The sequence below is a fragment of the Enterobacter sp. DN genome (genome assembly GCF_046054285.1).
Lineage (GTDB): Bacteria > Pseudomonadota > Gammaproteobacteria > Enterobacterales > Enterobacteriaceae > Enterobacter > Enterobacter hormaechei_C.
The window spans coordinates 1-796 of the sequence record NZ_JBJJTG010000020.1; the positions used below are offsets into that span (position 1 = coordinate 1).

Annotated in this window: 1 rRNA gene; it reads right to left on the reverse strand. The window is 56.0% G+C overall.

From position 1 onward, the window contains the following. Positions 1–796 (reverse strand): 23S ribosomal RNA (locus ACJTMZ_RS22245); the annotation flags it as partial.

Below are 796 nucleotides of genomic sequence, written 5' to 3' on the forward strand. Positions count from 1 at the left end.
GTCTCAGGGAGAACTCATCTCGGGGCAAGTTTCGTGCTTAGATGCTTTCAGCACTTATCTCTTCCGCATTTAGCTACCGGGCAGTGCCATTGGCATGACAACCCGAACACCAGTGATGCGTCCACTCCGGTCCTCTCGTACTAGGAGCAGCCCCCCTCAATTCTCCAGCGCCCACGGCAGATAGGGACCGAACTGTCTCACGACGTTCTAAACCCAGCTCGCGTACCACTTTAAATGGCGAACAGCCATACCCTTGGGACCTACTTCAGCCCCAGGATGTGATGAGCCGACATCGAGGTGCCAAACACCGCCGTCGATATGAACTCTTGGGCGGTATCAGCCTGTTATCCCCGGAGTACCTTTTATCCGTTGAGCGATGGCCCTTCCATTCAGAACCACCGGATCACTATGACCTGCTTTCGCACCTGCTCGCGCCGTCACGCTCGCAGTCAAGCTGGCTTATGCCATTGCACTAACCTCCTGATGTCCGACCAGGATTAGCCAACCTTCGTGCTCCTCCGTTACTCTTTGGGAGGAGACCGCCCCAGTCAAACTACCCACCAGACACTGTCCGCAACCCGGNCCAACCTTCGTGCTCCTCCGTTACTCTTTGGGAGGAGACCGCCCCAGTCAAACTACCCACCAGACACTGTCCGCAACCCGGGTAACGGGTCCACGTTAGAACACCAGCCATTAAAGGGTGGTATTTCAAGGTTGGCTCCACGCAGACTGGCGTCCACGCTTCAAAGCCTCCCACCTATCCTACACATCAAGGACCAGTGTTCAGTGTCAAGCT